We start from the raw sequence: 24,157 nt of genomic DNA on the forward strand, positions 1-24,157 counted from the left end.
CGCCAGCGAGCACGTCGACGAGAGGAGTCCACCGGTGATCACCGCGATCGTCCTGATCGACTGCGCCACCGACTCGATCCCCGAGGTGGCCGAGACGCTGGCGGCGGTGCCCGGCGTCAGCGAGGTCTACTCGGTCGCCGGCCACGTCGACCTGATCGCCGTCGTCCGGGTACGCGAGTTCGAGCAGATCGCCGAGGTGATCGCCGGACGGATCTCGAAGGTCCCCGGCGTGCTGGGTACGGAGTCGCACATCGCCTTCCGGGCGTACTCCCAGCACGACCTGGAGGAGGCGTTCGCGATCGGTCTCCCCGACCCGGACTGACACCGGCCAGGGCTGCCCGCCGCCTGGCCGAACACCGGTTACCCGACAGTAACATGAGCCGGCTACGCTCGCCGGATGACCAGCACTCCGGACCAGCCGCCGCAGCCGACCCCGCCCTCGCAGCCGGACTCCTCGCAGCCGGGCTACGAGGAGTCCTTCGTCGACCGTGACGGCGACCGGATCGCCCTGCGCAGCTATCCCGACCCGGTCGGCGCGCCGGAGGCACCGGTCGTGCTGCTCTGGCCGGCGATGGGGGTGCGGGCCAGCTACTACGCGCCGTTCGCCGCCGCGCTGCGCAGCGCCGGTCTGGCCGTGGTCGTGGCGGACCTGCGCGGCACCGGCGCCAGCACCCCGGCACCGAGCCGCGCCTCCCGGTACGGCTACGCGGAGCTGGCCGGCGACGTCGGCGCGGTACTGGAGAGCCTGAAGCCTCGGCTCGACGGCCGGCAGCGGATCCTGCTCGGCCACTCGCTCGGCGGGCAGGCCGCGCTGCTGCATCTGGCGCTCGACCCCAGCACCCCGGTCGACGGGTTGGCCCTGGTCGCGGTCGGGCTGCCGTACTGGCGGGCCTATCCGGACCGCCGTCTGGCGATGCTCGCCGGCACCCAGCTCATCCACGGCTGCGCGGCCGTCCTGGGCAGTTGGCCGGGGTGGGGCTTCGGCGGCCGGCAGGCGCGCGGGGTGATCCGGGACTGGGCCTACACCGCCCGGACGGGTCGCTTTCCCCGACTGGACGGGGTGGATGTCGAGGCGGCCGTACGGGAGGTGCGCACCCCAGTGCTGGCGGTCAGCGTCGACCACGACCAGTACACGCCGCACGGGACCGTCGACTACCTCTGCGACAAGCTGGTCGCCGCCCCGGTCCGGCGTACCCGTTACACGCTCGCCGAGAGCGGCACCCGGCTCGACCACTTCACCTGGGTACGCGCGTCGGCGCCGGTCGCCGCCCGGGTGGCGGAGTTCGTCGCCGACCTGCCGCACCGGTAGCCTCCGCCGCCGCTTCGGTCACCGGCGCGCTGACCCGGCGACGGGTCCCCCGGCGTAGCGGCCGGAGGACCCGTCATGCCGCCGCGTCGCGGCGGCGGATCAACTGATGGTCGGGCTCGGCGTCACCGTGCCGCCCGGCGTCGGAGCGCCGGAGCTGATTCCCGGACTCGGTGCCACCGTGGTGCCACCGGGGATCGGGATGCCCAGACTCTGGGCGACCGCCACCAGCGCGTGGTGGTGCGCCTGGAGCACCGGAGCCGCCTGCTGCGCCACCTGCTTGGCCGACGGGTCGGAACCCTGGGTCAATTCGGCCTGTACGAGCTGCATCGCCTGGGTGTGCGCGGTGAGCTGCGCAGTGACCCACTGGGTGTCGAAATCCGTACCCGTGACGTTCTGCAACTGGTTGATGACCGCCTGCTGCTCGCTGGTCACCTTGTTCGGCAGCGTCAGGGAGGCCGCCGAGGCGACGCTCTGCACCTTCTGGTCGAGCTGGGTGTGGTCCGTCACCAACCGACCGCCGAGGTCCTTGACCTCCTGACTCGCCCCCTTCTGCTTCGCCAGGTTCCCGGTCGCGATCTCCGCGAGGTTCACCTGGTGAATCGACTGCAGGAACTGCCTGTCCTGCGCCGACAGCGAAGCGGACGGCGTGGCCGACGGCGTCCCCGACGGTGCGGCAGCGGCGCTGTACGCGGCACCCGCCGGTACGAGGCCGAGCACCGCCATCGAGACGAGCACGCCCAAGCGTTTGACGACCAACATGTTTGTTCCCCCCTCCGTCGTTGAACTTCGGGGGTACCCGGTTGACCCCTACACACGCGGACCGATGCCACCCGACATCACACGCCCCCACCACCCCGCCCCGGTTCGGCGAGGTCGTGCCCTTTCCGCGAGGTAGTGCCCCTCGACCGACGCCGAGGGCTCTCTTCTGCGAAAGAGCGGGATATCCGAGTTACAGCTCGGCGGCCTTGGCGGTCTTGGCGATCTCGACCCAGGTGTCGAGGGTGCGGGCGGCGGCGCCGGAGTCGATCGACTCGGCCGCCCTGGCCAGGCCGTCCCGCATCGCGGGGAGGAGGCCGCCGGAGAAGCTGCCGTGGGCGGCCAGGGCGGCGGCGGCGTTGACCAGCACCGCGTCGCGGACCGGGCCACGCTCGCCGGCGAGCAGCCGGCGGGTCACGTCGGCGTTGAAGGCGGCGTCGCCGCCGCGCAGGTCGCCGGGGGCCGAGCGGGGCAGGCCGAGGTCGGCGGCGTCGGCCAGGGTCTCGGTGACCCGGCCCTCGTGCGCGATCCAGAGCCGGGTCGGCGCGGCGGTGCTGAACTCGTCGAGCCCGTCCTCACCGCGCATCACCAGCACCGAGTCGCCGCGCTGGGCGAAGACCTCGGCCACCACCGGAGCCATCCGGGAGTCGAAGCAGCCGACCGCGCCGGAGCGCGGGCGGGCCGGGTTGGTCAGCGGGCCGAGGAAGTTGAAGACCGTCGGCACGCCCATCTCGCGTCGCGGCACCGCGGTGTGCCGCATCCCCGGGTGGAAGCGGGCGGCGAAGCAGAACCCGATGCCGACCTCGGTCACGCAGCGGGCCACCCCGGCCGGGCCCAGGTCGAGCGGTACGCCGAGGAATTCGAGCAGGTCGGCGGCGCCGCACGAGGAGGAGGCGGCCCGGTTGCCGTGCTTGACGACGCGTACCCCGGCGCCGGCCACCACCATCGCGGTCATCGTGGAGATGTTGACGGTGTGCGCCCGGTCGCCGCCGGTGCCGACCACGTCCAGCGCGTCGACCCGGAGCGCCTCCGGCAGCTCCACCAGGGTCGCCCGGCCCAGCATCGCCTCGACCAGGCCGGCGAGTTCGGCCGGGGTCTCGCCCTTGGCCCGCAGCGCCGTGGCGAACCCGGCGATCTGGGCCGGGGTCGCCGACCCCGACATGATCTCCCCCATCGCCCACGCGGTGTCGGCGGTGGAGAGCTCCTCGTCGCGCAGCAGCGCGGCGAGCAGGTTGGGCCAGGTCCGTTCCCCCATGCGGGCCTCCCGGGCGGGGCGGGTGGTGGGCGGTGTGTGGTGGTGTGCGTGACCCGGAGCCCTAGGAGCGCGCGCTCGCCCCGCTGGCGCGGGCGCGGAGCAGGCCGGCCACGGTCTGGCCGGTGGTCACCGGGTCGAGCGGGTGCACGAGGGTGGCGTCCACCTGGGCGTAGGCCGCCAGCCAGCGGTCGGCGGCCCGGGCGATCACCACGCAGGTCGGCGGGGCGTCGTCCCGGTCGTCCTTGATCTGCCGGGCGATGCCGAGCCCGCCGGTCGGGCTCGCCTCGCCGTCGAGCAGCAGCAGGTCGATCTCGTAGTCGTCGACCAGCCGGATGCACTCGTCGTAGCTGGCCGCGTCGACGAACTCGACGGTCAGGTCGGCCGCCGGCCGGGTGCCGACGGCGAGCCGCATCCGGTCCCGGACCTCCGGGTCGTCGCTGTAGAGCAGGACGGTGTATTGACGATCGCTCATCGGTCGCTGGGCTCCCACCTCGTAGCTGCCCGCCGATCGTACCGGTCGGCTCCGGAGCCCGGCCGGCCCGCCCGGCGTCCGGGGCCGGCACCGCCCGAATCCCGGGACATCCGGTACGCCGGCCGCGCTGCCCGGCCCGCCCCGTTACACCGCGGTACCGGCGGCGCGTTCCCGGGCCTCCTGGCGGTCCAGTTCCCGGTCCGTCCGGCGCGCCTCCCGCTCGGACTGCCGCACCCACTGCACCACCAGCACGCCGAGCATGGTGACGCTGACGAACTCGCCGCCGGCCCAGAGGATGCCGCCGGCGACCTTCTGGTCGTTCCACGGATCGGACCAGGCCAGCGCCAGGGACGGGTACCAGTCGCCGCCGAAGAGCGTGGTGCTCTGCATGACGGTGAGCCCGAGCACGGTGTGGAACGGCACCGAGAGCACCATCAGCAGGGCCCGGGCCGGGTACGGCCAGCGGCCGGGCAGCGGGTCGAGCCCGACCAGCGGCCAGAAGAAGAGGCAGCCGGTGAGGATGAAGTGCGCGTGCACCAGCTCGTGGCCGAACGAATTCTCCAGGGTCCACCGGTAGAGCCCGGAGAAGTAGAGCACGAACGGGTTCACCACGAAGATCGCGTAGGCGAAGAGCGGGAAGGTGAAGACCCGGGCGACCCGGCTGTGCAGCACCGCGAGCAGCCGCTTGCGCGGCGCCTTGCCGAGGGTACGCAGCGCCAGCGTCACCGGCGCGCCGAGGGCGAGGAAGATCGGCGCGACCATCGACAGCACCATGTGCTGGACCATGTGCACCGAGATCAGGGTGGTGTCGTAGGCGCCCAGCCCGGTGAGCGTCACCGCGGCGATCCCGCCCAGCCCCGGCCCGAGGAAGAGCACGGTGCGCAGTACCGGCCAGGAGTGGCCGCGCACCCGCAGCCGGTGTACGCCGTACAGGTAGCAGGCGGCGGCCAGCACCAGGCCGACGGCGAGCCAGCTGTTCAGCGTGGCCTCGGTGAAGATGGTCGAGACGGTGAACGGTGCCGTCTCGGCGCCCCCACCGGCGAGAACGGCCGGTGCCGGGGGCACCGCCGAGGCGGTACCGGGATCGAGGTGCAGCACGTTTTCAGGCTAGGCCAGACGAACCGGGCGGGGGACGTCACCCCGTCCGACGAGGCAGTTAGGCCACCCCGACGATGGGCGATGCCGATCAGGGGCAATAATGACCGCGTGACTGCGGCCTCAGCCATTGACAAGAGCCGGATCCACTCGCTGACCCGTCCCAACATGGTCAGCGTCGGGACGATCGTGTGGCTCTCGAGCGAACTCATGTTCTTCGCGGCGTTGTTCGCGATGTACTTCTCCATCCGGGCGGCGGCGCCCGAGCAGTGGGAGAAGCACACCGAGGTGCTGAACATCCCGTACGCGACGACGTTCACGGTGATCCTGGTGCTCTCCTCGGTCACCTGCCAGATCGGCGTCTTCGCCGCCGAGCGGGGTGACGTGCACGCGCTGCGCCGCTGGTTCACGATCACCTTCGTGATGGGCCTGATCTTCGTCCTGGGTCAGCTCAACGAGTACCGCGAGCTGGTGCACCACGGCGTCAAGATCAACGCAGACGGGTACGGGTCGGTCTTCTACCTGACCACCGGCTTCCACGCGCTGCACGTGACCGGTGGTCTGGTGGCCTTCATCATCTTCATGATCCGGACAACCATGGGCCGGTTCACCCCGGCGCAGGCGACCTCGGCGATCGTCGTCTCGTATTACTGGCACTTCGTCGATGTGGTCTGGATCGCTCTGTACGGCATGATCTACTGGCTCCAGTGATCTTGGTCATGTCACGTTCCGCCCCGTTGCCCCGTCCCTGAGACAAGGTCGAGAAAACCGTTAAGGACACAGGCCATGACTTCTGACACCCCCGGCGGCGACCGCTCCCGCGGGCTGCTCTCGCGGCTGCGCCGCGCGCGGTCGAGGCCGCGCGGCAAGGCCCGGCGTCGACTGGGCGCCGCGGTCCGGTTGCTGGCCGCGCTCATGCTGGCCGGCGGCGCCTACACCGTCTTCGCGCCGGGCCTTTCGGCGCAGGACACCCCGCAGCTCACCTCGGCGGCGCAGGAGGGCAAGGCGCTCTTCGACACGAGCTGCGTGAGCTGTCACGGCCGCAACGCCCAGGGCGTCGAGGGACGCGGGCCGAGCCTGATCGGCGTCGGCGCCGCCTCGGTGGAGTTCCAGGTGAGCACCGGCCGGATGCCGCTGGCCCGGCAGGAGGCCCAGGCCGAGGAGAAGCCCCCGGTCTTCACCGACGACCAGACGACGCAGCTGGCGCAGTACGTGCAGGAACTCGGCGGCGGGCCGCAGCTCCCCGAGGGTGAGAACCTGCACCAGGGCGGGGACGCGGCCGAGGGCGGCCGGTTGTTCCGGATCAACTGCTCCTCCTGCCACGCCTTCGGCGGTGGCGGCGGTGCCCTCTCCTCCGGCAAGTTCGCCCCGAGCCTGCGGGACGCGACCGACCGGCAGATCTACGGCGCGATGCTGACCGGTCCGCAGAACATGCCGGTCTTCGGGGACAACCAGATCCGGCCGGACCAGAAGGCCGACATCATCGCGTACCTGAACGAGACCGTGCAGTCCGACCGCGACCCGGGTGGGTTCAACCTCGGCCGGTACGGCCCGGCCACCGAGGCGCTGGTGATCTTCCTGGTCGGCATCGTGGCGTTGATCTTCGCTGCTCTGTGGATTGCGGGTAAGTCATGAGCACTGCCAACGACGTACAGCCGCACGGGGCCGGCCAGCAGCCGGTCGACCTCGACGACCCGACGCTGTCCCGGTTCGACATCGTCCGGGAGGGTGCGCGGCGCGACGACATCGAGATCGTCCACTACGAGGCGCAGTTCCCGGTGCCGGGCACCAAGGCGGAACGCCGGCTGACCCGGACGATCACCCTGATGTTCCTGCTGGTCGGCGTACTGGCGACCGCGTTCCTGGCGATCTACATCTGGTGGCCCTGGACCTTCGAGTCCCAGGACGGGCTCGGGGTGCTCTACACCCCGCTGCTCGGCATCACCCTCGGCCTCGCGCTGCTCCTGATCGGCTTCGGTCTGCTCGCCTGGGGCAAGAAGCTGCTGCCCAAGGAGGTGTCGATCCAGGGCCGGCACGACGAGCACGTCACCGACGACGAGCGCAAGCTCACCGGCAACACGATGCTCTACCTGGCCGACGAGATGGGCGTACGGCGTCGGCCGCTGCTCGGCATCTCGCTGCTCGCCGGCCTCGCCCCGGTGGGTGCGGTCGCGGCGGCGCCGCTGATCGGCGGAATGATCGAACAGCCGCACAAGAACAACCAGATGTTCACCACCGGTTGGAAGCCGCAGGACGGCAGGCGGATCCACCTGACCCACCACGACGGCACCCCGATCCGCCCGGAGGACATCAGCCCCGGCGGGATGCTCACGGTCTACCCCGGAATCGAGGGCGGCGCCACGAACAAGTGGGCGGACTCCCCGGTCCTGCTGTTCCACCTGCGGGAGCGTGACGCGGCCGACGCGAAGGCGGCGAACGTCCGGGACAACAAGCCGAACTTCATGTGGGGCAACTACATCGCCTACTCCAAGATCTGCACGCACGCCGGCTGCCCGGCCAGCCTCTACGAGCAGCAGACCAACCGCCTGCTCTGCCCCTGTCACCAGTCACAGTTCCTGATCACCGACAACGCCCGCCCGGTCTTCGGACCGGCGAACCGGCGGCTTCCCCAACTGCCCCTCGACGTCGAGGGGGGCTTCTTCGTGGCGAAGTCCGACTTCACCGAGACCGTAGGGCCAGACTTCTGGGAGCGGCCATGAAGCGCCGAAGGTTGGACGTGGCGGCGGTGCCCGGCAAGGCCGCCCGCGAGGTCGACGACAGGTTGCAGGTAGCAACCCCGCTGCGGTCCCTGCTGAACAAGGTCTTCCCCGACCACTGGTCGTTCCTGCTGGGCGAGATCGCGCTCTTCTCCTTCATCGTGCTGCTGCTGACCGGTGTCTACCTGACGCTGTTCTTCGAGCCGTCGATGCGCGAGGTGACCTACGACGGCAGCTACCGGCCGTTGCAGGGCGTGCACATGTCCGCCGCGTACTCCTCGTCGCTGGACATCTCGTTCGACATCCGCGGCGGCCTGATCATGCGGCAGATGCACCACTGGGCGGCGCTGCTGTTCATGGCCGCGATCATCGTGCACATGATGCGGATCTTCTTCACCGGAGCGTTCCGCAAGCCGCGCGAACTGAACTGGATCATCGGGTACCTGCTCTTCTGGGTCGGGTTCCTGGCCGGCTTCACCGGATACTCGCTCCCGGACGACGGGCTCTCCGGCACCGGCCTGCGGATCGCCTCGGCGATCATGCTCTCCATACCGGTGATCGGCACCTGGGTGACCTCGTCCATCTTCGCCGGGGAGTTCCCCGGTGAGATCATCGTCAGCCGGTTCTTCATCGCGCACGTACTGCTGATCCCCGCCCTGCTGGTGGCCCTGATCAGCGTGCACCTCGGACTGGTCTTCAAGCAGAAGCACACCCAGTGGCCCGGCCCCGGCCGGACCAACTCGAACGTGGTCGGCGAACGGATGTTCCCGCGCTACGCGCTCAAGCAGGGCGGCTTCTTCATGATCGTCTTCGGGGTGATCGCCCTGCTCGGCGGCGTGGCACAGATCAACCCGATCTGGTTCTTCGGCCCGTACGAGGCCGGGGTGGTCTCCGCGGCGAGCCAGCCCGACTGGTACGTCATGTTCCTCGACGGCTCGACCCGGTTGATGCCGCCGTGGCAGATCTCCATCCCGATCGGCGACGGCTACGTGATCCCGCCGCTGTTCTGGCCGACCGTGGTGCTGCCCGGCATCCTGACCGTGGTGCCGCTGCTCTACCCGTTCATCGAGGCCCGGATCAACAAGGACCGCCGCACCCACCACCTGCTCCAGCGTCCCCGCGACGTACCGGGCCGCACGGCCCTGGGCGCCATGGCGGTGTCGTTCTGGCTGGTGCTGACGCTCTCCGGGGCGAACGACGTGATCGCGGAGAAGTTCTGGATCAGCCTGAACGCGATGACCTGGGCCGGCCGGATCGGGTTGATCATCGTACCGCCGATCGCCTACTACATCACCTACCGGATCTGCCTGGGGCTCCAGCAGCACGACCGGGAGGTACTCGCGCACGGCGTCGAGACCGGCATCATCCGCCGGCTCCCGAACGGGCAGTTCGTGGAGGTGCACCAGCCGCTCGGCCGGACCGACGAGCACGGGCACAGCGAGCTGGAGTACGTCGGCTGGGTCGTACCGAAGAAGATGAACCGGCTCGGCGCGCTCGGCCCGGCGATCCGGGGCTTCTTCTACCCGATCGAGAAGCCGGCCGAGGCGCCGGTCTCGCCCGGCCACCCGCCGGTCGAGCCGCGCCCCGAGCGCGAGGAGATCGGCAGCGGCGACCGCCGCTGAACGACACGCACCACGTGACAGTGGCGCCCGCCGGAGTTTCCGGCGGGCGCCACTGGCGTTTCAGGGTCGGAACGTCGGGTCGGCTGTCACGGGCGCGGAGGTGTCCGCGTGTGCGTTCCGGCGGAGTCGAGGACGAGCGGTTCAGCCACGCCGGCCCGCTCCATCGACAGGCCCGTGCCCAACTCCCGGCGGCCCGTGCCCGGTGGGCGAGCTGTGGCGCCGCTCCAGTCGGATCAGCCGGGGTCGGGGCCGGGGCGAAGGGCTTCGGCCCCGCGACCGCTGCTCGATCAGACCGGGCCGGCGAACCGGCGCCGGGGCGGGATCCCACGGCGGAGGCCGGCAACCTGGCTCGCGCTGGCGACCGACCGGCCACGCCGACAGCGTCGTGGCGGGCCTGCACGGCACGTCGGAGTCCGGCCTTGTCGCGGGGTACCACCTGGACCAGATCTTCGCCAGACGGGCCGCTCAGCACGGCTCGCGGGGCATCAACGACGACGACCCGCAGCCCCCGAAAGGGCCACGGGTCGTCGGAGATGCCTACCGCGCCGGTCAGTGCTCCGCAGTGCGCCGGGTGCCGGAGTAGTACTCGAAGAGCAGGCCGCAGGCCCCGAAGATCACCGCGATCAGGCCGGCGGCGATCAGCCACCACTGCCAGAACACCAGGCCGAGCCCGGCGACGGTGGCGGCAGCGGCCAACCCGAACGGCCAGTAGCTGCCGGGGCTGAAGAAGCCGACCTCACCGGCGCCGTCCGAGATCTCCGCGTCCGCCCGGTCCTCCGGACGCGGGTCGATCCGCCGCGACACGAACCAGAAGAAGCCGCCGCACATCGCGGTGAGCAGGAACGACAGCGCCAGCGCGACGGTACCGATCCACTCCACCCGGCCCGCCTCGCCGGCCGTCCACACCCCGTAGACGACGGCCGCGAGGGCCAGGAAGATCGAGACGATGCCGAACAGCTTCCACTCGGTCTTCATTTGGACGCTCCTCAGCTTCCCGCGCTCGCGTTACCGAAGTTGTTGACGTCCCGCCGGGTCTCGAACGGCCGGGTGGTCTGGGCCAGCGGCTCCTCGCCGATGGCGACCAGGGCGTCCTGCGTCGACTGGCCGGCCCGCTTCGCCTCGATGAACCGGTCGTACTCGTCCGGCGAGACGACCCGCAGCTCGAAGTTCATCATCGAGTGGTACGTGCCGCACAGCTCGGCGCAGCGCCCGACGTACGCGCCCTCGGTGTCGAGGCTGCTCACCTCGAAGACGTTGCGGACGTTACCGGGGAAGACGTCCCGCTTGAAGAGCAGCTCCGGCACCCAGAACGAGTGGATGACGTCCCTGCTGGTCTCCTCGAACCGGATGCTGCGGCCGGTCGGCAGCACCAGGATCGGGATCACCTCGCTGGTGCCCAGCGTCGAGGCGACCGTGTTGGCCTCCTCACCCGGCTCGTCCCGGTAGTTGAACTGCCAGTTCCACTTGAAGGCGACCACCTCGACGGTCACGTCGGGGTTGCTGGTGACCTTGTTCACCCCGGTCTGCACGATCGCCGTGTAGTAGAAGAGCACGGCGACGACCAGGATCGGCGCGATGGTGTAGAGGAACTCCATCGGCATGTTGAACCGGGTCTGCACCGGCAGCGCCTCGCCCCGCTTGCGGTAGCGGATGATGCACCAGAAGATCAGGCCCCACACGAAGACGCCGACCGCCAGGGCGGCGATGGAGGAGCCGATCCAGAGGTCGTACATCCGGTGGGACTCGGGGCTGATGCCGCCCTGCGGCCACCCGAACCCGTCGAACGTCCGGCCGACGTCACAGCCGGTCAGCAGGGCGAGCAGCGCGGCGCCACCGGCTCCGAGCGCGGCCAACCGGCCCACCGACGGGCGCGTGCCGCGCCCTCGGGCGTCCCGGGGACTGCTCTGCCGTACGGCCGACGGCCGTACCTCCGAACCCCTTGCGACCACCTGGTCCTGCCTCCCTAGCGCGCCGCGGCGTCGGAGTTGTCGACACCGGCGGCAAAGGCGTCACCGACGGTCGCAGATTACTCGACCTGCGTCGGCTGGACGGCCTTGGGGTCCGCGTCCCCACTCTGCCGGGGGATCTTGCCCGATCCGGCGCCGGGTTACGGTTTGCTGGTGAGCGAGCCTCCGGTCTACTTCGACGCGGCCTCCGCGGCACCGTTACACCCGGTAGCCCGGCAGGCGCTGCTCGCCGCCCTGGCGGACGGCTGGGCCGATCCGGCCCGGCTCTACGCGCCGGCCCGCCGGGCCCGCCAACTCCTCGACGCGGCGCGGGCGGCCACCGCCGAGGTCCTCGGGGTACGCCCCGACGAACTCTCCTTCACCCCCAGCGGTACGGCCGCGGCGCACGCCGCCGTGCTGGGCGGGCTGGCCGGGCGGCGCCGGGCGGGCGGCACGCTGGTGCACTCGGCGATCGAGCACTCCGCGGTGCTGCACGCGGCGCAACGGCACGTGGCGGCCGGCGGCGACGCCACCCCGGTACCGGTGGACCGGTCCGGGCGGCTCGACCTCGACGCCTGGTCGTCGGCGGTGGCCGGCCCCGGGGTGGCCCTCGGCACGTTGATCAGCGCCAGCCACGAGGTGGGTACGGTCCAGCCGGTCGCCGAAGCCGCGCGGGCCTGCGCGGCCGTCGGGGTGCCGCTGCACGTCGACGCCGCCCAGTCGGTGGGCCGGGTGCCGGTGCCGGAGGGCTGGTCGATGCTGTCGGCCAGCGCGCACAAGTGGGGCGGGCCGCCCGGCGTCGGGCTGCTGGTGGTCCGCAAGGGCACCCGCTGGGAGTCGCCGTACCCGGCGGACGAGCGGGAGGCCGGCCGTACCCCCGGGGTGGGAAACCTGCCCGCGATCGTGGCGGCGGCGGCCGCGCTGCGCGCGGTGCACGCGGAGGCCGCGGCGGAGGCCGCCCGGCTCGGACCGCTGGTCGACCGGATCCGGGCCACCGTGGCGGCGACGGTGCCGGACGTGGAGGTGGTCGGCGACCCGGTGCAGCGGCTGCCGCACCTGGTCACCTTCTCCTGCCTCTACGTCGACGGCGAGGCGCTGCTGCACGCCCTGGACCGGCGCGGCTTCGCGGTCTCGTCCGGCTCCTCCTGCACCTCGTCCACGCTGCGCCCGTCGCACGTGCTGGAGGCGATGGGGGTGCTCTCGCACGGCAACGTCCGGATCTCGCTGCACCGGGAGAGCACCGAGGCGGAGGTGGAGCGCTTCCTCGCCGAGCTGCCGGGGATCGTGGCCGGGCTGCGCGCCGAGGCCGGGGTGCTCGGACTCTGACCCCGGCCCCGGCGGGCCGGTTGGCTCGACCCCGCCCGGCGTCGGACAATCGCCGGAGGGCCGACGACGATCGGAAGGACGTACGCGAGTGCCGGGAGGTCAGCGGTGAACGCTCCGGACGAGGTCGTCGACTGTCTCGGCCAGCGCTGCCCGCTGCCGGTGATCGCGGCGGCCCGGCGCCTGCCCCAACTGCCGGTCGGCGGCGTGCTCCGGGTACTCGCCGACGACCCGGCCGCGGCGATCGACATCCCGGCCTGGTGCCGGATGCGCGGACAGGAGCTGGTCGGTACCTCGACCGTCGACGGCTCCCCCGCGTACGACATCCGCCGCGCCCACTGACCGCCGACCGCGCTCCGGCTCAGCCCAGGTGCTGCCGGACCTCCTCGGCGGCCTGGTCGCCGTACGACTCGGCGAGGCGCTTGACGAAGAGGTCGCCCCGGACCTCGTACTCCTGGGTGCCGACGGTCTCCAGCACCAGCGTGGCGAGGAGCGAGCCGATCTGGGCCGACCGCTCCAGGCCCAGTCCCCAGGAGAGTCCGGCGAAGAATCCGGCCCGGAAGCCGTCGCCCACCCCGGTCGGGTCGGCGATGTGCAGCTCGCGGGCGATCGGCACGTGGATCCGCTCGATGTCCCGGCCGACGATCTCGACACCGTCCTTGCCCAGCGTGGTGACCCGGATCTTGACCCGCTCCAGCAGCTGGTCGTCGGTGAGCCCGGCCTTGCTCTGGAGCAGCGACTTCTCGTAGTCGTTGGTCAGCAGGTAGTCGGCGCCGTCGATCAGGCCGAGTACGGCGGAGCCGTCCATCCGGGCGAGCTGCTGCGACGGGTCGGCGGCGAAGGCGTACCCCCGCTGGCGGCACTCCTCGGAGTGCCGCAGCATCGCGTCCGGGTCGTTGGCGCTGACCAGCACCAGGTCGAGCCCGCCGACCCGGTCGGCGACCGGGGCCAGCTCGATGTTGCGGGCCTCGCTCATCGCACCGGCGTAGAAGGAGGCGATCTGGCACATCTCGGTGTCGGTGGTGCAGACGAACCGGGCCGTGTGGGCCACCTCGCTGATGTGCACCGAGGCGCAGTCGACGCCGTGCCGCTCCAACCAGGACCGGTAGTCGTCGAAGTCGGCGCCGACCGCGCCGAGCAGCACCGGCCGCAGGCCGAGCTGCGCCATCCCGAAGGCGATGTTGGCGGCGACGCCGCCCCGGCGGAGCACCAGCTCGTCGACGAGGAACGAGAGTGAGACCTTGTGCAGCTGGTCGGCGATGAACTGATCGGCGAACCGGCCCGGGAAGTGCATCAGGTGGTCGGTGGCGATCGAGCCGGTGACGGCGATCTTCATGTCGGCCCTCGGAGTTGGAGACGGGATTACGGCCGGGTCAGCCTACCGGTCCGTCGTCGGCCACGTCCCCGATCGATCGGGTACCGGCCAACCCGAGGTCACCTGCGGCTCACCGCCCGGCAAGGTCCGCCGCCCGGCAAGGTCCGCCGCCCCGGGCGCCCGCGGCGCGCCCGCGGCCGCCGTGGACCGCCGCCAGCCGGCCCGGGTACGCGAGGACGCGCCCTGGAACGCCGAACGGGCCGCTCCCGACGCGGCGGCGTGACGGACTCTCCGGGTAACGTCACGCCCCCGCGCGGGGCGACCCGCTCAGGTAACCAGTATGGAGCAGTAGATCGGGATGTACCGGGTAAACCGGGACAAAGCACCGATCAGTGGAACGAATCACCGCACGCGCACGAGTTCTGCGCGTTCGGGTTGTCGATGGTGAAGCCCTGGGCGTCGATCCGGTCGGCGAAGTCGATGGTGGCGCCGGTCAGGTACGGCGCGCTCATCCGGTCGACGACGACCTCGACCCCGCCGAAGTCACTGACCACGTCACCGTCGAGCGAACGCTCGTCGAAGAAGAGCTGGTAACGCAGGCCGGAGCAGCCACCCGGCTGCACCGCGACCCGCAGCCGCAGGTCGTCGCGGCCCTCCTGCTCGATCAGGGCCTTCACCTTCTGCGCCGCGACGTCGGTCAGGACGATGGTACTCGGAGCGGTTTCCGCGCTCGACTCGGTCTGCGCTGGCGTTGTCACGATGAAAGTCTCCCCTGCGCCGGTGCGATGTTTATCCGTACTGGCCAACGCTAGCCGGCTGGCCGGTGATTCCCAATGTGGGTACAAAATCGATTCTAGGCCGGTGCGACGCAGGTCACCCAGGCTCGGGGGGAACCCGCCCCGGCGTGCCGGATCGTCCGGTTCGCCGACCGGGGCGACCCGGTGCCGCGCGGGCACCGGAATGTGACGAACGCCCCAGACCCGGCACCGGGGCACGGCACACCCATACCCACCCCGCCGGTCCGGCCTGAGGTCGGCGGCCGGCCGGTCACCGGCTCCACTGCCCGGCCAGCCGGGCCGCCAGCGCCCGCAGGCCCTCGGCCGGCCGGCTCATCGCCCGCTCGACCCCGCCGTGCGGCTCCCCGCCGAAGTGGTCCACCAGGCTGTGCGTCTCGGTCACCCCGGCCGCCGCCGACTCGCGCCGCCCGGCGCTGACCCGGCCGGCCAGCACCACACAGGGCACCCCCCGGTCCCGGGCCGCCCCGGCCACCCCGGCCACCACCTTGCCGCGCAGCGACTGGTGGTCGAAGGAACCCTCCCCGGTGATCACCAGGTCGGCCTCGTCGTAGGCGGCGTCCAGCCCGGTCAACCGGGTGACCAGCTCGATACCCGACTCGCACCGGCCGCCCAGCGCGAGCAGCGCCGCACCGAGCCCGCCGGCCGCGCCGGCACCCGGCAACCCGGCCAGCCCGGGCGGGCAGCCGGGCAGGTCGCGCTCCAGCACCTCGGCGAAGCGCCCCAGCGCGTCGTCGAGCAGGAGTACGTCCTCGCGGGTCGCACCCTTCTGCGGCCCGAAGACGTTCGACGCGCCGGTCAGCCCGGTCAGCGGGTTGTCGACGTCGGTCGCCGCGACCAGCCCCATCCCACGCAACTGGGGCCGTCCGGTCAGCCCGGCGACGGCGAGCAGCGCGGCTCCGCCGTACGGCAGGGCCATCCCGGCGGCGTCCACCGGTACGGCGTTCAGCGCGGCCAGCAGCCCCGCGCCCGCGTCGTTCACGGCCGAGCCGCCCAGCCCGACCACGGCACGCCGGGCCCCCGCCTCGGCGGCGGTGGCGAGCAGCGCGCCGAGGCCGTACGAGGTGGTCCGCTTCGGGTCGCGTTCCTCCGGGGCGAGCAGGTGCAGGCCGCACGCCTGGGCACTCTCCACGTACGCGGTGGTGCCGTCGGCGGTGAGCAGGATCTCGCCGGCGGCCGGCCGGCCCAGCGGGTCGACGGTCGACACCGGCACCCGGCGTCCGGGCAGGGCGGCGGCGAGCACCTGGACGAAGCCCGGCCCGCCGTCGGAGAGCGGCCGCAGCACCAGGTCGTCGCCGGGGGCCACCTCCCGCCAGCCGTCCCGGACCGCCTCGGCCACCTCGGCCGCGGAGAGGGTACCGGCGAACTTGTCCGGACAGATCAGGATCCGCATGGATCACGAGTGTGGCAGCCCACATCAGGACGGCTGGAAAGCGGTCCCGGCTGTGGAAGCATGGGGATCGTGACTTCGACGTGGGTAGAGCCGTCCAGCACCGCTACCGCCCTGCTGCTGCTCGGCCGGGGCGCCGACCCGACCAGCGAGCGCGGGGTCGACTGTCCCGGCGAGCTGCCGCCGCCGAGCGACCCGAACCTGGTCGCCCGGGCCACGGCCGCCAAGGCGGCGCTCGGTGAGCGGGTGTTCGTGCTCGGCCACCACTACCAGCGCGACGAGGTCATCCAGTTCGCCGACGTGACCGGTGACTCGTTCAAGCTCGCCCGCGAGGCGGCGGCCCGGCCGGACGCGGAGTACATCGTCTTCTGCGGCGTGCACTTCATGGCCGAGAGCGCCGACATCCTCACCACCGACGCCCAGCGGGTGGTCCTGCCCGACCTGGCCGCCGGCTGCTCGATGGCGGACATGGCGGCGCTGCCGCAGGTCGAGGCCGCCTGGGAGGCGCTGGAAGAACTCGGCGTGGCCGGTTCGACCGTGCCGGTGACCTACATGAACTCGTCCGCCGACATCAAGGGCTTCGTCGGGCGCAACGGCGGGGTGGTCTGCACCTCGTCGAACGCCGAGCGGGCGCTGCGCTGGGCGTTCGAGCGGGGGCAGCGGGTGCTCTTCCTCCCCGACCAGCACCTCGGCCGTAACACGGCGGTGCTGAAGATGGGGCTGGACGCGGACGACTGCGTGCTCTACGACCCGCACAAGCCGGGTGGCGGGCTGACCGCCAAGCAGCTCCGGGAAGCCAAGATGATCCTGTGGCGGGGGCACTGCTCGGTGCACGGCCGGTTCACCCGGAGCAGCGTCGACGAGGTCCGGATGCGGGTGCCCGGGGTGAACGTGCTGGTCCACCCCGAGTGCCGGTACGACGTGGTGACCGCCGCCGACCACGTCGGCTCGACCGAGTACATCATCAACACCATCGAGGCGGCGCCGGCCGGCTCGGCCTGGGCGGTCGGTACCGAACTGAACCTGGTCCGTCGGCTGGCCAACGCCCACCCGGACAAGCAGGTCATGTTCCTGGACCGGACCGTCTGCTACTGCTCCACGATGAACCGGATCGACCTGCCGCACCTGGTCTGGTCGCTGGAGGAACTGGTCGCCGGCCGGGTGCCGAACCAGATCACCGTGGACCGGGACACCGCGCACCACGCCCGGGTGGCGCTGGACCAGATGCTGGCCCTGCCGTAGCGGACGCATACGACTACTGACAGTAATAAGCGGGGTACGGATTCCTGCCGCTGTCCCCGTTTCGTGCCATCCGTCGCGCTGTGACCGCTCTTTTTTCGTAACCGAGCGCTATGCTGCCCGGGGCCGTGACAGAGCCCGGGCAGGACGGCGTGACCGCGTCGTGCCGGCCGGGCCACGGGGGGCGACGGCTGTGTGGACCTGATGGTTCACCCTCGCGGAGAGCATCGACGTAGAGCAGCATCAACCCGCTGGAGGTTCCGTTGACCGACGACGTCCTGGTCGTACACGGAGGTACGCCCCTTTCCGGGCAGATCCGAGTGCGCGGCGCGAAGAATCTCGTCTCCAAGGCGATGGTCGCGGCCCTGCTCGGCGACGAGCCGAGCCGGCTCTTCGACGTGCCGCGGATCCGCGACGTCGAGGTGGTCCGGGGCCTGCTCGAACTGCACGGCGTGAAGGTCACCGACGGCGTCGACGACGGCGAACTGGTCTTCGACCCGGCCAACGTCGAGAGCGCCAGCACGGACGAGATCAACGTGCACGCCGGATCGAGCCGGATCCCCATCCTGTTCTGCGGTCCGCTGCTGCACCGGCTCGGCCACGCGTTCATCCCCGACCTGGGCGGCTGCCACATCGGCCCACGGCCGATCGACTTCCACATCCAGGCGCTGCGGCAGTTCGGCGCGGTGGTGGACAAGGCACCCGACGGGATGCACCTGACCGCACCGAGCGGCCTGCACGGCACCAAGTTCGAGCTGCCGTACCCGAGCGTGGGCGCCACCGAGCAGGTGCTGCTGACCGCGGTACTCGCCGAGGGCGTCACCGAGCTGCGCAACGCGGCCGTCGAGCCGGAGATCATCGACCTGATCTGCGTACTCCAGAAGATGGGCGCGATCATCAAGGTGCACACCGACCGGGTGATCGAGGTGCAGGGTGTCGCCCGGCTGGGCGGCTACACCCACCGGCCGATCCCGGACCGGATCGAGGCGGCGAGCTGGGCCGCCGCCGCGCTGGCCACCGGCGGCCGGGTCGAGGTGCTCGGCGCCGAGCAGGCCGACATGATGACCTTCCTCAACGTGTTCCGCTCGGTCGGCGGGGCGTACGAGGTCACCGACACCCGGCCGCCTCGGCAGGGCAGCCCGGGCCAGGAGGGCGGGATCCGGTTCTGGCACCCCGGCGGCGAGCTGCGGGCGGTGGCGCTGGAGACCGACGTGCACCCGGGGTTCATGACCGACTGGCAGCAGCCGCTGGTGGTGGCGCTGACCCAGGCCCGGGGCCTGTCGATCGTGCACGAGACGGTGTACGAGCAGCGGCTCGGCTACACCGAGGCGCTGAACAAGATGGGCGCCACGATCCAGGTCTACCGGGACTGCCTCGGCGGTACGCCCTGCCGGTTCGGCCGCCGCAACTTCAAGCACTCGGCGGTGATCGCCGGGCCGTCGAAGCTGCACGCCGCCGACCTGGTCATCCCCGACCTGCGGGCCGGGTTCAGCCACCTGATCGCCGCGCTGGCGGCCGAGGGCACCTCCCGGGTCTACGGCGTGGATCTGATCAACCGGGGTTACGAGGACTTCGAGGCCAAGCTCGCGGACCTCGGCGCGCACGTCGAGCGCCCCTGAACCCGCGTACCCGCATCCGGTGGCCGGCGTGCCGGCTTCCGGGTCCGGGCCGGCCGGAGACCGGGTGAGACGCTGCTCACCCGGTTCCGGGCGGCGGCGGTGGGCGGTCGGCGTACCGCGAGGTGCGGGTCGCTCCGGCGGTTGGCTACCCTTGCCGCGTGCCGTCGCTGTTTCGCCGCAAGCCCACCGACCTCGTCGAGGAGGCCACCGCTGAGGTGACCCCCGAGGAGGAGTCCGCGTCCGCCCGCCCCCGGGGCTACACCCCGAGCAAGAAGGAGTTGGGCCGGGAGACTCCGAAGCGCCCGAGCGCCGGTCGGCGGGTCGTCGGCGACGCCAAGCCGCTCACCAAGCAGGAGGCCCGGGAGCGGCGCCGGCAGTTGCGGGCGGAGTCGGCGGCCGAGTTCCGCCGGGAGGGTGGTCCCCGGGACCGGGCTCCCGAGCGCGGGCTCGCCCGGGACGTGGTGGACTCCCGGCGTACCGTCGGGACCTGGTTCTTCGGCGGCGCCCTGGTGGTGCTGATCGGTTCGGCGAACACCATGCCGCCGGCGGTGCGGTTCGCCTCCAACCTGCTCTGGGGCCTGCTGGCGATCGCCCTGGTGATCGACTCGGTGCTGATCTCGCGGAAGATCAAGAAGCTGGTCCGGCAGCGGTTCCCCAAGACCGACCAGCGGATGGGCTCGCTCTACCTCTACGCGATCATGCGCTCGATCACGTTCCGCCGGATGCGCGCTCCGGTCCCCCGGGTCAACCTCGGCGACAAGATCTGAGCCACCGGCGCGGCCCGGCGGGCGAAGCGTCGGCGCAGGGCGTTTCACGCACGCCGAGCCGGGTGAAGCGTCGGTGCAGGGCGGTTCACGCACGCCCAGCAGGGTGAAGCGTCGGCGCCCAGCCGTTCACGGAACGCCGAGCAGGCGGAGCAGGGCGGCCGTGCCGGCCGCCGCGACCACCACCGCGACGAACGGGGCACGGCGCCAGGCCAGCACGGCGCCGACGAGTACCCCGGTCGGGCGGGCGAAGCCGGCGAACGCGCCCGCCTCGGTCAGCGCCGCCGTCACCGCGAGCGCCGCGAGCAGGGCGGCCGCCGCCATCGGCAGCAGCCGGTTCACCCCGTCGGGCAGGGCCAGCCGGTCCCGCAGCACCACTCCGGAGAGCCGGAAGGCGTACGTGCCGACGGCCAGCGCCAGGATCACGACGATCAGCATCTCGACTCCCCCGGTCGACGCTCCGGCGGCGGCGACCCGCACCCGCCGGCACGCCGACGGCTCAGCACGGCCGCGCCCGAGGTCGCCGGGGCAGCAGCAGTACGGCTAATCCGGCCAGCGCCAGCAGCACCGGCAGGCCGGCCGGCAGTACGGGGGTGACCAGCAGCGCGATCGCCGCGCCGACCAGGGCCACCCGCCGGGTCTGCGGGTCACGCAGCGCCGGCAGCAGCAGGGCGAGCAGCCCGGCCGGGAACGCGGCGTCCAGCCCGAGCCGGAGCGGGTCGCCGACCCGGCTGGCCAGCAGCACCCCGAGCAGGGTGCCGACGTTCCAGGCCAGGAAGAGCAGGATCCCGGCCAGCCAGAAGGCGCGGCGCCGGCCCGCCCGGTCGGGTTGGGCCAGCGTGAACGCGGTGACCTCGTCGGTCATCAGGTGGCTGCCGAGCAGCCGGTGCCGCCAGCGCCGCCCGAGTACGTCCCCGAGGGCCAGCCCGAACGGCAGGTGCCGGGCGTTGAGCAGCAGGCCGGCGAAGACCGCCGCGACGGGGCTGCCGGCCGCGACCAGCCCGACCGCGACGAACTGGGCGCCACCGGCGTACAGCAGGGTGGACATCGCGACGATCGCCGGGACCGGTAGACCGGCGGCGAGCGCGACGGCGCCGAAGGAGGCGCCCACCGCCACCATCGCGACCGCGATCGCGCCGATGTCGCGCAGCAGGGCGCGGGTCGGCACCGATCCGGATGCCGGTGTTCGGTCTACCGTACGCATGGTTCAGAATAATGAACACCTGATGCCTGTTCGTCAAGCCGAACGGATGGACCGATGGATCGAACGCAGTCCCGCTCCGGCGACTCTCCGGTGCCCGCCATCGCCGCCGCGCTGCGCCGGGAACGGGAACGCAGCGGCATCTCGCTCGCCGAACTAGCCCGCCGGGCCGGAATCGCCAAGTCGACCCTGTCACAACTCGAAGCCGGCAACGGAAACCCGAGCGTGGAAACCCTCTGGGCCCTCGGGGTCGCCCTCGGCGTACCGTTCAGCCGGCTGGTCGAGCAGCCCCAGCCGGCGGTACGGGTGATCCGGGCCGGCCAGGCCCCCGGGTTCCGCTCCCAGCAGGCCGAGTTCACCGGCACCCTGCTCGCGGCCGGTGCGCCACAGGTACGCCGGGACGTCTACCTGATCGAACTCGAACCCGGCCAGCCGCGCGACGCCGACCCGCACATCCCCGGCAGCGTGGAACACCTGGTGCTGGCCGCCGGCCGGCTGCGTACCGGACCGGCGAGCGACCCGGTCGAACTCGGCCCGGGCGACTACGTCAGCTTTCCCGGCGACGTCCCGCACCGCTACGAGGCGCTCGCCCCCGGCACCTTCGCCGTGCTGGTGATGGAGCACCCCTAGAGCGTGCCGGGCCCACCGGCGTCGACCGGGGCCGGCGTCCGGTAGAGCCGGGCGACGACCTCCTCGATGTCCGGCTCCACGATGGCGATGTCCCGCAGCGCGGCGACCCGGGCCAGCCCGGCCACCACCTCGGAGGCGGTCGCCGACTCGCAGGCGAAGACCAGCCGCCGCCCGTCCGCCTCGGCACGCAGCAGCGGCGCGCCGGGCAGCACCGGCGGCTCGGCGAGTGGCTCGTCGAGGTCGGCGACCACCTGCCGGCGCGAGCCGTACCGCGCGTGCAGCGCCTCGATCGACCCGTCGTGCACCACCCGACCGTGGTCGATCACCACCAGCCGCCGGCAGAGCCGCTCGATGTCGGCCAGGTCGTGCGTGGTCAGCACCAGCGTGGTGTCGCCGGCCGCGCCGAGTTCGGCCAGGAAGGCCCGGACCGCCTGCCGGCTCACCACGTCGAGCCCGATCGTCGGCTCGTCCAGGAAGAGCACCTCCGGACCGTGCAGCAGCGCGGCCGTCAACTCGCCCCGCATCCGCTGCCCCAGCGAGAGCTGCCGCACCGGCACGTCGAGGAACCCGTCCAGGTCGAGTTCGGCGCGGCAGCGGCGCAGCCGGGCGGCGTGTTCGGCCGCCGGCACCCGGTAGACGTGCCGGAGCAGGTCGAAGGAGTCCCGCAGCGGCAGGTCCCACCAGAGCTGCGAACGCTGCCCGAAGACCACCCCGATGCGCAGCGCCAGCCGGGTGCGCTGGGCCACCGGCAGCAGCCCGCAGACGCGTACCTGCCCGGACGACGGGCTCAGCACCCCGGTCAGCATCTTCAGCGTGGTCGACTTGCCGGCACCGTTCGGCCCGATGTAGCCGACCATCTCGCCGCGCCGGACCGTGAGGTCGATCCCGTCGACCGCGCCGACCACCCGCTTCGTCCGGCGGAACCGGCCGGCCCGGACGCGTACCACGAACTCCTTGCGCAGGTCGCGGACCTCGATCACCGGGGCGTCCGGCGGGGTCGCGGTCACGAGCCGGTGCTCCGGTAGTGGCGTACCCCGAGCCGCCACACCCCGGCGGCGATCGCGGCGGCCGGCGCCGCCACGCCCGGTGCGGCCCAGCCCACCCAGGTCGGCAGGCCCAGCGGGTCGGCCCGGCCGAGCAGCGCCAGTGCCGGGTAGTAGGCCACGAAACCGAACCCCATCCCGTACGCGAAGGCCGCTCGGAACCAGCCACTATAGACAGTCATCGGGTACGTGGTGAAGTCGCGCCCGCCGTAGGTGAACGCCGAGCCGACCTCGCCGGAGTCGATCCACCAGAACGACAGCGACGCGGTGGCCACGAAGATCGAGGCGAAGAAGACCGCCCCGGCCAGCGGGGTCAGCACGGCCAGCAGCACCCGACCCGGCGTCCACGCCAGATCGGCGGCGACCAGCGCGACCACCAGCACAGCCGCCCCGAACACGGCCCGGGCGGCCTTGCGCAGCGGCAGATCCATCAGCAGCAGTTGGGGCAGCGCGCCGAGCGGGCGGACCAGCACCGCGTCCAGCAGCCCGGACCGGACGTACCGGCGGAGCACCTCCACGTTGCCGACCGCGAGATCGGCGGCGGCGAAGGCGGCCGCGGAGAGGCCGACCATCACCATCGCCTCGGTCCGGTCGAAGCCGCCCAACTCCCGGGTGACCCGGAACAGCACCAGCACGGTGATCACGTCGAGGGCGGTGGCGCCGACGTTGCTGACCAGGTCCACCACGAACGAGGTGCGGTACGACGCCTGCGACCGCGCCTGCCCGCGCAGCAGCGCCAGATAGGCGGGTGCCCGGCGCAGCCGGTACGTCCACTCAGCCACCCTGCACCACCAGCCTGCGCTCGGCCCGGCGCTGCACCGTACGGCAGGTCAGCAGGAGCAGCCCCACCCAGAGGAGTTGTACGCCCACCATGCCGGCCTGGATCGCCGCGCCGTCCCGCTCCACGAGTACGTCCAGCGGGGTCTGCAACAGGCTCGGGAACGGGGTGGCCAGCCAGAGCGGCACCGCGATCCAGTCCGGCATGAACCGCAGCGGGAAGTAGAGCCCGGCCAGTACGCCGGAGCTGAGGGTCCAGAGGATCATCGCGCCCCGGGCGTCGTGCAGCCAGTACGCGGTCGCGTTGACCAGGAACCGGCAGCCGAAGCAGATCACCACGGCCAGCCCGACGGAGCACGCGAAGAGCGGCACCGTCTGCCACCGGGTCGGCAGCGCGAGGTCGAAGAAGAGCAGCCCGGTGAGGACCGGCGGGAGGAAGCGGGTCAGCAGGGCGTACCCGGCCCGGCCGAGGTCGGCGGCGAGGTAACTGACCACCGGGTGCACCGGGCGGAGCAGGTCGCTGGCGACCTCGCCGGTGCGGATCCGGTCGGCCAGTTCGGTCCAGCGCCAGAGCAGCACCACGGCGAGCAGCCCCTGCCCCACCCAGACGAAGGTGGCCAACTGGGCCGGACTGTAGCCGGCGGCGTCGCCACCGGCACCGCTCGCGACGGCCAGCAGGACGTAGCAACGGAGGAAGCCGAAGACGGTGTTGGTGAAGGCGCCGGCGACGGTAGCTTGCCGGTAGGTAGAGTATCGACGAAACCCCGATCCGGTTATGGCAGCAAATGTCCGGAACCATGGGATGATGTTTCGGCTGATGGGTGGTGCCACAGTGGCGGTGACCGAGCCCACGCCGTTACCCTCCTTCCGCGACCACGCTGCACCGAGCC

General features: G+C 72.0%; 26 protein-coding genes. 12 read left to right on the forward strand and 14 right to left on the reverse strand.

The window, feature by feature from the left end; genetic code table 11:
* The first annotated feature begins 34 nt into the window (after window positions 1-34).
* Both C6361_RS34955 and C6361_RS34960 read left to right on the forward strand, forming a co-directional pair.
* Complete coding sequence (locus C6361_RS34955) at window positions 35-322, forward strand: Lrp/AsnC family transcriptional regulator (protein WP_107261565.1); 288 nt, start codon at window positions 35-37, stop codon at window positions 320-322.
* Between the two features lie 75 nt (window positions 323-397).
* Entirely contained in the window at window positions 398-1,309 is a 912-nt protein-coding gene (locus C6361_RS34960; protein ID WP_107270443.1) for an alpha/beta fold hydrolase, read from the forward strand.
* A gap of 99 nt (window positions 1,310-1,408) precedes the next feature.
* On the opposite strand, the gene C6361_RS34965 is transcribed toward C6361_RS34960, so the two are convergent.
* From C6361_RS34965 to C6361_RS34980, 4 genes are all read right to left on the reverse strand, one after another.
* Window positions 1,409-2,068, reverse strand: coding sequence for a DUF4142 domain-containing protein (locus C6361_RS34965; RefSeq protein ID WP_107270444.1), 660 nt, complete (start codon window positions 2,066-2,068; stop codon window positions 1,409-1,411).
* 190 nt (window positions 2,069-2,258) lie between these two features.
* Complete coding sequence (gene trpD / locus C6361_RS34970; RefSeq protein WP_107270445.1) at window positions 2,259-3,320, reverse strand: anthranilate phosphoribosyltransferase; 1,062 nt, start codon at window positions 3,318-3,320, stop codon at window positions 2,259-2,261.
* A 61-nt stretch (window positions 3,321-3,381) separates the two neighbouring features.
* A complete protein-coding gene (locus C6361_RS34975) occupies window positions 3,382-3,792 on the reverse strand; it encodes a hypothetical protein (RefSeq protein ID WP_107261573.1) in 411 nt (136 codons plus the stop codon).
* A 144-nt stretch (window positions 3,793-3,936) separates the two neighbouring features.
* Window positions 3,937-4,890 (reverse strand): cytochrome c oxidase assembly protein, encoded by a 954-nt coding sequence (locus tag C6361_RS34980; protein WP_107261575.1) that lies wholly within the window; start codon window positions 4,888-4,890, stop codon window positions 3,937-3,939.
* A 108-nt stretch (window positions 4,891-4,998) separates the two neighbouring features.
* Here C6361_RS34980 and C6361_RS34985 point away from each other — a divergent pair, with 108 nt between their 5' ends.
* The 4 genes from C6361_RS34985 to C6361_RS35000 all read left to right on the forward strand — a co-directional run bounded on the left by C6361_RS34985 (window position 4,999) and on the right by C6361_RS35000 (window position 9,226).
* A complete protein-coding gene (locus tag C6361_RS34985) occupies window positions 4,999-5,598 on the forward strand; it encodes a heme-copper oxidase subunit III (protein WP_107261577.1) in 600 nt (199 codons plus the stop codon).
* Window positions 5,599-5,673: 75 nt separating this feature from the next.
* Window positions 5,674-6,522 carry a cytochrome c gene (locus C6361_RS34990; protein ID WP_107261578.1) on the forward strand — a complete coding sequence of 283 codons (849 nt, stop codon included), beginning with the start codon at window positions 5,674-5,676 and terminating at the stop codon, window positions 6,520-6,522.
* Window positions 6,519-7,607, forward strand: a complete 1,089-nt coding sequence (locus C6361_RS34995; protein ID WP_107270446.1) for a ubiquinol-cytochrome c reductase iron-sulfur subunit — start codon at window positions 6,519-6,521, stop codon at window positions 7,605-7,607. Before C6361_RS34990 ends, C6361_RS34995 begins: the two co-directional genes overlap by 4 nt.
* Entirely contained in the window at window positions 7,604-9,226 is a 1,623-nt protein-coding gene (locus C6361_RS35000; RefSeq protein WP_107270447.1) for a cytochrome bc complex cytochrome b subunit, read from the forward strand. Before C6361_RS34995 ends, C6361_RS35000 begins: the two co-directional genes overlap by 4 nt.
* A 549-nt stretch (window positions 9,227-9,775) precedes the next feature.
* On the opposite strand, the gene C6361_RS35010 is transcribed toward C6361_RS35000, so the two are convergent.
* Window positions 9,776-10,201, reverse strand: a complete 426-nt coding sequence (locus C6361_RS35010; RefSeq protein ID WP_107270449.1) for a cytochrome c oxidase subunit 4 — start codon at window positions 10,199-10,201, stop codon at window positions 9,776-9,778.
* An 11-nt stretch (window positions 10,202-10,212) separates the two neighbouring features.
* A complete protein-coding gene (gene coxB, locus C6361_RS35015) occupies window positions 10,213-11,175 on the reverse strand; it encodes a cytochrome c oxidase subunit II (RefSeq protein ID WP_107261585.1) in 963 nt (320 codons plus the stop codon).
* 171 nt (window positions 11,176-11,346) lie between these two features.
* Here coxB and C6361_RS35020 point away from each other — a divergent pair, with 171 nt between their 5' ends.
* On the forward strand, window positions 11,347-12,498 hold the full coding sequence (locus tag C6361_RS35020) for a cysteine desulfurase family protein (protein WP_107264319.1): 1,152 nt from the start codon (window positions 11,347-11,349) through the stop codon (window positions 12,496-12,498).
* A 105-nt stretch (window positions 12,499-12,603) separates the two neighbouring features.
* Window positions 12,604-12,837, forward strand: coding sequence for a sulfurtransferase TusA family protein (locus C6361_RS35025; protein WP_107261587.1), 234 nt, complete (start codon window positions 12,604-12,606; stop codon window positions 12,835-12,837).
* Window positions 12,838-12,856: 19 nt separating this feature from the next.
* On the opposite strand, the gene C6361_RS35030 is transcribed toward C6361_RS35025, so the two are convergent.
* The 3 genes from C6361_RS35030 to C6361_RS35045 form a co-directional block, all read right to left on the reverse strand.
* A complete protein-coding gene (locus tag C6361_RS35030; RefSeq protein WP_107261589.1) occupies window positions 12,857-13,831 on the reverse strand; it encodes a carbohydrate kinase family protein in 975 nt (324 codons plus the stop codon).
* A gap of 368 nt (window positions 13,832-14,199) precedes the next feature.
* Entirely contained in the window at window positions 14,200-14,568 is a 369-nt protein-coding gene (erpA, locus tag C6361_RS35040; RefSeq protein WP_107261590.1) for an iron-sulfur cluster insertion protein ErpA, read from the reverse strand.
* 289 nt (window positions 14,569-14,857) lie between these two features.
* Complete coding sequence (locus C6361_RS35045) at window positions 14,858-15,997, reverse strand: glycerate kinase (protein WP_107270451.1); 1,140 nt, start codon at window positions 15,995-15,997, stop codon at window positions 14,858-14,860.
* 69 nt (window positions 15,998-16,066) lie between these two features.
* Here C6361_RS35045 and nadA point away from each other — a divergent pair, with 69 nt between their 5' ends.
* The 3 genes from nadA (at window position 16,067) to C6361_RS35060 (ending at window position 19,619) form a co-directional block, all read left to right on the forward strand.
* Entirely contained in the window at window positions 16,067-17,236 is a 1,170-nt protein-coding gene (gene nadA / locus C6361_RS35050) for a quinolinate synthase NadA (protein ID WP_107264320.1), read from the forward strand.
* A 260-nt stretch (window positions 17,237-17,496) separates the two neighbouring features.
* A complete protein-coding gene (gene murA, locus C6361_RS35055) occupies window positions 17,497-18,852 on the forward strand; it encodes a UDP-N-acetylglucosamine 1-carboxyvinyltransferase (protein WP_107261594.1) in 1,356 nt (451 codons plus the stop codon).
* A gap of 158 nt (window positions 18,853-19,010) precedes the next feature.
* Window positions 19,011-19,619, forward strand: a complete 609-nt coding sequence (locus tag C6361_RS35060) for a DUF3043 domain-containing protein (protein ID WP_107261596.1) — start codon at window positions 19,011-19,013, stop codon at window positions 19,617-19,619.
* Window positions 19,620-19,745: 126 nt separating this feature from the next.
* Here the strand turns inward: C6361_RS35060 and C6361_RS37825 are convergent, their stop codons facing one another.
* Window positions 19,746-20,054 (reverse strand): AzlD domain-containing protein, encoded by a 309-nt coding sequence (locus C6361_RS37825; protein ID WP_199853162.1) that lies wholly within the window; start codon window positions 20,052-20,054, stop codon window positions 19,746-19,748.
* A gap of 61 nt (window positions 20,055-20,115) precedes the next feature.
* The gene (locus C6361_RS37830; RefSeq protein WP_199853163.1) at window positions 20,116-20,820 is read right to left on the reverse strand and encodes an AzlC family ABC transporter permease; all 705 of its coding nucleotides are present in this window, start codon (window positions 20,818-20,820) and stop codon (window positions 20,116-20,118) included.
* 54 nt (window positions 20,821-20,874) lie between these two features.
* Here C6361_RS37830 and C6361_RS35070 point away from each other — a divergent pair, with 54 nt between their 5' ends.
* The gene (locus C6361_RS35070) at window positions 20,875-21,447 is read left to right on the forward strand and encodes a helix-turn-helix domain-containing protein (RefSeq protein WP_107261602.1); all 573 of its coding nucleotides are present in this window, start codon (window positions 20,875-20,877) and stop codon (window positions 21,445-21,447) included.
* Here the strand turns inward: C6361_RS35070 and C6361_RS35075 are convergent.
* Genes C6361_RS35075 through C6361_RS35085 form a run of 3 tightly spaced genes read right to left on the reverse strand, consistent with a single transcriptional unit; the run spans window position 21,444 to window position 24,119 of the window.
* Complete coding sequence (locus C6361_RS35075; protein WP_107271379.1) at window positions 21,444-22,427, reverse strand: ATP-binding cassette domain-containing protein; 984 nt, start codon at window positions 22,425-22,427, stop codon at window positions 21,444-21,446. The genes C6361_RS35070 and C6361_RS35075 overlap by 4 nt on opposite strands.
* A 23-nt stretch (window positions 22,428-22,450) precedes the next feature.
* Window positions 22,451-23,272, reverse strand: a complete 822-nt coding sequence (locus C6361_RS35080) for an ABC transporter permease (protein WP_107270452.1) — start codon at window positions 23,270-23,272, stop codon at window positions 22,451-22,453.
* Window positions 23,265-24,119 (reverse strand): ABC-2 family transporter protein, encoded by an 855-nt coding sequence (locus tag C6361_RS35085; protein WP_107261606.1) that lies wholly within the window; start codon window positions 24,117-24,119, stop codon window positions 23,265-23,267. Before C6361_RS35085 ends, C6361_RS35080 begins: the two co-directional genes overlap by 8 nt.
* Window positions 24,120-24,157: the final 38 nt, after the last annotated feature.

This window comes from Plantactinospora sp. BC1 (assembly GCF_003030345.1).
Lineage (GTDB): Bacteria > Actinomycetota > Actinomycetes > Mycobacteriales > Micromonosporaceae > Plantactinospora.